This window comes from Exiguobacterium sp. s189 (assembly GCF_018617615.1).
Classification (GTDB): domain Bacteria; phylum Bacillota; class Bacilli; order Exiguobacteriales; family Exiguobacteriaceae; genus Exiguobacterium; species Exiguobacterium aestuarii_A.
The window spans coordinates 169174-176720 of the sequence record NZ_JACSKM010000007.1 but is presented as its reverse complement, the minus strand read 5'-3'; the positions used below and the strand labels follow the sequence as shown (position 1 = coordinate 176720).

5 protein-coding genes and 1 pseudogene are annotated in these 7547 nt (G+C 47.8%); 4 read left to right on the top strand and 2 right to left on the bottom strand.

Features of this window, described 5'->3' with window-relative positions:
• Positions 1-258, top strand: a pseudogene (locus tag KNO99_RS10675) (hypothetical protein); the annotation flags it as partial.
• An 11-nt stretch (positions 259-269) separates the two neighbouring features.
• Here the strand turns inward: KNO99_RS10675 and acnA are convergent.
• Positions 270-2984: an aconitate hydratase AcnA gene (acnA, locus tag KNO99_RS10670; protein WP_214748280.1), complete on the bottom strand. Its 2715-nt coding sequence runs from the start codon at positions 2982-2984 to the stop codon at positions 270-272.
• A gap of 194 nt (positions 2985-3178) precedes the next feature.
• On the bottom strand, positions 3179-4777 hold the full coding sequence (locus tag KNO99_RS10665; protein ID WP_074033192.1) for a peptide chain release factor 3: 1599 nt from the start codon (positions 4775-4777) through the stop codon (positions 3179-3181).
• A gap of 178 nt (positions 4778-4955) precedes the next feature.
• On the opposite strand from KNO99_RS10665, the gene KNO99_RS10660 reads away from it, so the two are divergent.
• The 3 genes from KNO99_RS10660 (at position 4956) to KNO99_RS10650 (ending at position 7528) form a co-directional block, all read left to right on the top strand.
• A complete protein-coding gene (locus KNO99_RS10660) occupies positions 4956-5387 on the top strand; it encodes a DUF2621 domain-containing protein (protein WP_074033193.1) in 432 nt (143 codons plus the stop codon).
• Between the two features lie 255 nt (positions 5388-5642).
• Positions 5643-5972, top strand: coding sequence for a DUF485 domain-containing protein (locus tag KNO99_RS10655; protein ID WP_214748277.1), 330 nt, complete (start codon positions 5643-5645; stop codon positions 5970-5972).
• The gene (locus KNO99_RS10650; protein ID WP_214748275.1) at positions 5969-7528 is read left to right on the top strand and encodes a solute symporter family protein; all 1560 of its coding nucleotides are present in this window, start codon (positions 5969-5971) and stop codon (positions 7526-7528) included. The genes KNO99_RS10655 and KNO99_RS10650 overlap by 4 nt, the downstream gene beginning before the upstream one ends.
• Positions 7529-7547 lie beyond the last annotated feature (19 nt).

Sequence of the window (7547 nt, the reverse complement as noted above, 5' to 3'; positions counted from 1 at the left end):
AGTATGTATCGGGCTTTTTCTTCGGCCATCGAGGCCTCAGAAAAAGACAAATGGCCGCCAAAGGTGGCGACCATTCGTGTGACTCGTCCTACGGCGCCCCGACTCCTGCAGGAAAGCAATCCGACGGAGACCCAGCAGCGACCTGAGTCGCGATGCGGCTCCGGGATTGCCTGCGGAAAGCGTGGGCGCCGGAGGGACGAGTTCGAACATCTTATTTGTCAACAAGCTGAACCTTCCTTTTTTCAAAGGAAGGTTTAATAAGCCGAAGCTTATTTAAGTTTGTTACGGAGAACCATTTGCAAGATTCCACCGTGACGGTAGTAATCAATTTCAACTTCAGAGTCGAAACGTGCGATGACTTTGAATTCTGTCACCGTTCCGTTTTCATGTGTCGCTTTTGCGTTCAAGATATCGCGTGGACGTACAGACTCATCGACTTGGATATCGATTGCTTCCTCACCAGTCAATCCGAGTGATTCTGCTGATTCACCCTCTAAGAATTGAAGTGGTAGTACACCCATCATAACAAGGTTTGAACGGTGAATCCGCTCGAAACTTTGTGCGATGACCGCACGAATGCCAAGGAGGTTTGTCCCTTTCGCAGCCCAGTCACGAGACGACCCCATTCCGTAGTCGTTTCCAGCAAGGACGACAAGTCCAGTACCTTGTTCTTTATACTTCATCGCAGCATCATACATCGGCATGATTTCACCTGTTGGCCAGTAAGTCGTGAATCCACCTTCTGTACCTGGTGCGACTTGGTTGCGGATACGAATGTTGGCGAACGTACCACGCATCATGACTTCATGGTTACCACGGCGTGAACCGTAAGAGTTGAAGTCGATTGGCTCTACCCCTTTAGAAAGGAGGTATTGACCAGCTGGTGTCGTCTTCGAGAATGATCCCGCTGGCGAGATGTGGTCAGTCGTGACCGAATCCGCGAACTTCCCGATGACGCGTAAGCCATTCAATGCATGTACTTCGCCCGCTTCTGGTTCGAGTTGTTCGAAGAACGGTGGGTTTTGGATGTATGTCGACTCATCTGAGAAGTCATACAAGTTACCTTCCGGAACATCTAACGCGTTCCAACGCTCATTACCAGTGAAGACCGTTTCGTATTCTTTACGGAACGCTTCTGGTGACACGACGTCTTGTACGACCATCTTGATTTCATCGTTTGATGGCCAGATGTCTTTGAAGTACACTTCATTTCCATCTTTGTCCGTACCGAACGAATCGTTCATGATGTCGAAGTTGACTGATCCTGCGAGTGCGTAAGCGACGACGAGTGGTGGTGACGCCAAGAAGTTCGCTTTCACGAGCGGGTGAACGCGTCCTTCAAAGTTACGGTTCCCAGAAAGGACAGAAGATACGAGCAAGTCGTTCTCCGTGATTGTTTCTTCGACTTCACGGTCAAGTGGACCCGAGTTTCCGATACATGTCGTACAGCCGTAACCGACTGTGTTGAAGCCGAGTTCATCCAAGTAAGAAGTCAAGCCAGCTTTGTCAAGATAGTCCGTTACGACTTTCGAACCTGGCGCGAGTGATGTCTTCACGTATTTTGGAACAGTCAAGCCGCGTTCTACCGCTTTCTTCGCAACGAGTCCGGCACCGACCATAACGTAAGGGTTTGATGTGTTCGTACAGCTTGTGATGGCAGCAATCGCGACATCTCCTGTACTCATATCGACGGCACCATCTTCATAGTTGACCGTCGCCTTCTTCTCGAGTTCAGAACGGTCAAGTCCAAAGCCGCTATTCCCTGCTGGAGCGCTCAAGCTATCGATGAACGATGTTTGAACGTCTGAGAGGTTGATTCGGTCTTGTGGACGTTTTGGACCTGCTAGTGAAGGTTCAACTTTTGACAAGTCGAGCGTCAACACTTTCGTGAATGTTGGATCAGCTTGGTCTGGCGTGTAGAAGAGATCGTTCGCTTTTGAGTATTCTTCAACGAGTGAGATCAATTCTTCAGAGCGGCCAGTTGTACGCATGTAGTTCAATGTTTCCGTATCGACTGGGAAGAATCCACATGTCGCGCCATATTCTGGCGCCATGTTTGCGATTGTTGCACGGTCAGAAAGCGGCATCGTGTGAAGCGACGGTCCGAAGAATTCAACGAATTTCCCGACTACTTTTTCATGACGGAGCATCTCTGTTACGACGAGTGCTACGTCTGTCGCTGTTACACCAGGGTTGACTTCACCGATGATTTTGACACCGACGACTTCTGGCACTGGGAAATATGATGGTTGACCGAGCATACTTGCTTCCGCTTCGATTCCTCCAACGCCCCAACCAAGAACACCGAGTCCGTTGATCATCGTTGTGTGCGAATCCGTTCCGACGAGTGAATCTGGATAAGCCACAGTACCTGCTTCATCGTTCTTCTCGAGGACGACAGATGCCAAGTACTCTAAGTTTACTTGGTGAACAATCCCCGTTGCAGGTGGTACGGCACGATAGTTGTCAAATGCCGTCTGAGCCCAACGTAAGAACTTATAACGCTCTTCGTTACGTTCGAATTCAATGTCCATGTTTTTCATCAATGCGCCAGCGAAACCGTACGCATCTACTTGAACAGAGTGGTCAACGACGAGGTCGACAGGGATTTCTGGGTTGATTTTGTTCGGGTCTCCACCGAGGTCCGCCATCGCTTTACGAAGTGAAGCAAGGTCTACGACCGTCGGTACACCCGTGAAGTCTTGAAGTACAACGCGTGCCGGCTTGAACGGTACGTCAATGTCTTTCGAGACGTCGGCAGTACCCCATTTTGCCAAGTTCTCGACATGTTCTTTTGTAATCGCGCGACCGTCTTGTTGACGGAGTACCGATTCGAGAAGTACGCGAATCGAATAAGGTAAACGGCTGATGTCCGTTAACCCTTCTTCTTCTAACTTTTTCAATCGATAAAAATCATACGATTGTCCGTTCGCCTCGAACGATGTCCGAGATGCGAACGCGTCTAAAACATTCGTCTGTTCCATTGCAATTTCCCCCTTTTTGAAAGCGCCGACCACACGACAATGCGTAATCGCTTACTTTTCACATATTTATCATAATACAAGTATAGCGTGACGTAAAATACATTCCGTCACAAATTAGTCATAAGTAAAACTTATCAATTCACTAAAAAAGGGATAAACGACAAAAAACACCTCAAAACTGAGGTGTTTACAAATTATTCTTCTGTTCCAATCTCTTCGTTGACATCTAAAGCCTCGACGAGAGTCAAATCGTCCGCATGACGTTCAGCGAACCGCTCATACGTGAACTCGTTCGCGAACAGGAAGACCGGACGTTCCCAGCGGTCAGTGACGAGCATGTTCCGTGAGTCTTGGAAAGGTTTCAACGCTTTCAATTCTTTATCTTTTACCCAACGTGCAACGCTGTATGATACAGGTTCCATCCGGATGTCTACGCCATACTCATTGTTCAAACGATATTCAAACACTTCGAACTGGAGTTGGCCGACCGCACCGAGATAAATCTCATTGTATTCGTTGCGATAAACTTGGATTGCCCCTTCTTGGGCGAGTTGCTCTACACCTTTGTGGAAGTGTTTCGACTTGAGCGAGTTGACTGGCGATACACGCATAAACAACTCAGGTGGGAAAGTCGGCAATGCTTCAAAGGCAATCTTTTGTTTGGATGTCGTGATCGTATCCCCGATTTGATACGTACCTGAATCATAGATCCCGATGACATCTCCTGCGAACGCTTGGTCAACCGTCTCACGATCGTTGGCCATGAGCTGCGTAGACTGGCTCAATTTGATTTTCTTGCCGGTTCGCGTGAGTGTGACGTCCATTCCTCGTTCGAACACACCCGAACAGATCCGAACGAATGCGATGCGGTCACGGTGCGCAGGGTTCATGTTCGCTTGAATCTTAAAGACGAACCCACTGAAATCTTCCGATGTCGGATTGATTGGACCGACGTTCGATTTACGCGCCTCTGGAGCTGGAGACATCTCCAAATAATGATTCAAGAACGCAGTCACACCAAAGTCAACGAGCGCCGTTCCGAAGAATACGGGCGTCAATTTACCGCTTTGGATTGCTTCCACATCAATCTCATTTCCTGCTCCGTCGAGTAAATCGATTTCATCGCGAAGATTCGTCAAGTTTTCTTCAGAAAGATGGTCAGCGAGCACCGGGTCGTTTACCCCGTCCTCACTTAGTTGAAGAGTCGACTTGTCTCCGCGGAACAAATGAACTTCATTTTTCATTCGGTCATAAACACCTTCGAACTGCATCCCGCTGCCGATCGGCCATGTGATGGCAACTGAAGGCATGCCGAGCACTTCCTCAAGTTCTTCCATCAATTCAAGCGGATCTTTTGCCTGACGGTCCAATTTGTTCATGAACGTAAAGATTGGAATACCGCGCATACGACAAACTTGGAATAGTTTCTTCGTCTGCGTCTCGATCCCTTTCGCGGCATCGATGACCATGACCGCACTGTCGACAGATGTCAATACGCGATACGTATCCTCACCGAAATCGTTGTGCCCAGGTGTATCCATGATCGACACGACTTTGTCTTGATAGATGAATTGCATGACAGACGATGTAACAGAGATTCCACGTTGTTTCTCAATTTCCATCCAGTCTGATTTTGCGTGTTTTGAATTTTTACGCGCTTTGACGGTACCCGCTTCACGAATTGCACCACCGTGCAAAAGTAACTTCTCTGTTAATGTCGTCTTACCCGCATCCGGGTGAGAGATGATCCCGAATATTCGGCGTCTCTCGACTTCTTGTTTCAATTGGCTCATATACGATAGACCTTTCCTTTCTCGACTCACTTCATGCTTATTCTCGTAGCAACGCTATCTATTCTAACGAAATCGATTGAGTTCGTCTATCCTAACGAGACGTACGCCTTTTGCAAATGGATTCTTTTTTGTATACTAACGATGACAGTAAGTGAATGTATAGAACGGGGGAAAGACGATGCCAGAAAACTTGATGATGTATTTCATTGTATTCTGGGGATTCGTCATGATTGGACTCATGACGATTGGCGGGTACTTCATGTTTCGTAAGTTTTTAAAACGAATGCCGAAAGAAGACGGGCGTTCCCTTTTAGACATTGAGGATGATTATATAGAGAGAACGCGTCATTTATGGACGCCGGAAACGCGGACCCTGTTAGATCGACTCGTTTCACCGGTTCCTGAACTATTTCGAGACGTCGCCATCCGAAAAATCGCAGGTAAAATCGGTCAGTTTGCCCTCGAATCTCGTGCAAAGAAGATGACGACCGAACTCGTTGTAAAAGGATATATTGCCGCAACGCCGAAGCGAGACCACAAATTCCTTAAAAAAGCGCTAGCCGAAGAACAAATCGACTGGACACCTTACGAACACTATTTTCAGCAGTAAACTCTTTCCATTCAGGTTAGAGTTTTTTTATTTGTCGAATTGTGCATTTTGCCTATTGGGTCGAAAGTACCTTTTCTCTCGTTTTTCATTATGTAGAAATAACGTTCAATATTTAGACAATATTGAAAACGCTTACAATAAATTGGTATGACCAATATTACAATAGTATTAGTGAATTCGACATGAAAAAAAGGCATGACTCCTCTCATTTTCACACTGCATAATGGATTTATCTTACAGATTAGGAGGGATTTTATGCATGACGTGACGCAAGTTACTCAAACGACCAGTAGCCATTCCGCTCAGTCGATTACAGAACACGAGTCGTTCCATCAACTGATGCGTGAAAAAAATCGTTTTATCGTTCCCGCTATCATCTTCTCACTTATTTTCTATTTCACGCTTCCTGTTTTGACAAGTTACACCACGATCTTGAATACAAAAATTGTTGGTGACATCACTTGGGCTTGGGCGTTCGCCTTCTCCCAGTTTATTATGACGTGGACACTGTGCGTGCTCTATAGTCGTCGTGCCCGACGCTTTGATGCACTCGTGAGACAACTGAAGGAAGAGGTGAAATCATGAACTGGACAGCAATTGCCCTCTTTACCGCCATTGTCGGTCTCACCCTTGTCATTACATATTTCGCCGCTAGAAAAACGAAAACCGCCAGTGATTTCTACACGGCTGATGGTGGGTTGACTGGCTTCCAAAACGGTCTCGCGATTGCAGGGGACTATATGTCTGCCGCTTCCTTCTTAGGCATTGCAGGCATGATCGCACTCGCTGGATTTGATGGCTTTTTCTATTCCATCGGCTTCCTCGTTGCCTATCTCGTTGTCCTCTATCTCGTCGCGGAGCCGCTCCGCAATCTTGGGAAGTATACGATGGCCGACATGATTGCCGCTCGCTTCAATAAGCCACGCGTGCGCGGTGTCGCGGCGATGAATGCCATCGTCATCTCTATTTTTTATATGATTGCCCAGCTTGTCGGTGCAGGTGCATTGATTGAACTATTGCTCGGCATCCCGTATACGACAAGTGTCGTTGTCGTCGGGATATTGATGACAGTCTACGTCGTATTCGGTGGGATGACGGCGACTTCATGGGTACAAATCACAAAAGCCGTCTTGTTGATGATTGGGACAGCCATCATTTCCTTCCTCGTCTTTGCACGATTCGATTTCTCGATCATGACGATGTTCAATGAAGTGAGTAAAGCCACACCGCTCGGTAGTGACTTCTTGAACCCAGGTAACAAATTCAAGCTCCCGCTCGATACGATTTCGTTAAATATGGCGCTCGTCCTCGGTACGGCTGGTCTTCCACACATCTTGATTCGCTTCTTTACCGTCAAAGATGCACCGACGGCAAGACAGTCAGTTGTGTATGCAACATGGATCATTGGAGCGTTCTACATTTTGACAATCTTTTTAGGTTTCGGGGCAGCAGCATTTGTCGGACGAGACGCCATTCTCGCCGCAAACCCTGCAGGTAACATGGCGGCTCCTCTCCTTGCTCAAGTACTCGGTGGCGACCTCTTGTTCGCCTTCGTGGCAGCCATCGCATTCGCGACCATTCTAGCAGTCGTCGCCGGTCTCGTTTTGTCAGCCGCTTCTGCTTTCGCTCACGACTTCTATGGTCACATTATTCGGAAAGGGGAAGCGACAGAGAAAGAACAAGTAAAAGCCGCCCGGATCGCTTCTGTGGCCGTTGCTCTCGTCTCGATGGGACTTGCGTTCTTCGCTCAATCGATGAACGTGGCGTTTCTCGTATCACTCGCCTTTGCTGTTGCGGCAAGTGCGAACTTACCAGTCATTCTCTTCACGATTTTCTGGAGACGCTTTAACACAGGTGGTGCAATCTGGGGGATGGTCGTCGGTTTGTTCTCTTCTTTAATCTTGGTCGCACTCAGTCCGAACCTATGGGCACCGGACGGGTCAGCTATTTTCATTGGAGAAGCACTTTTCCCACTCTCTAACCCAGGTATCGTCTCAATCCCACTTGGCTTCCTTGCAGCATTCATCGGTACGCTCGTCACGAAGTCCGACGAAGCCGCCGGAAACTACGAACGGATTCTCGTCAAAGCAAACACGGGAATCGATTCGGAGACGGAAGTGGCTGTCACAAAAGAATCGTAATCAAAAATGGAGCGGCCAT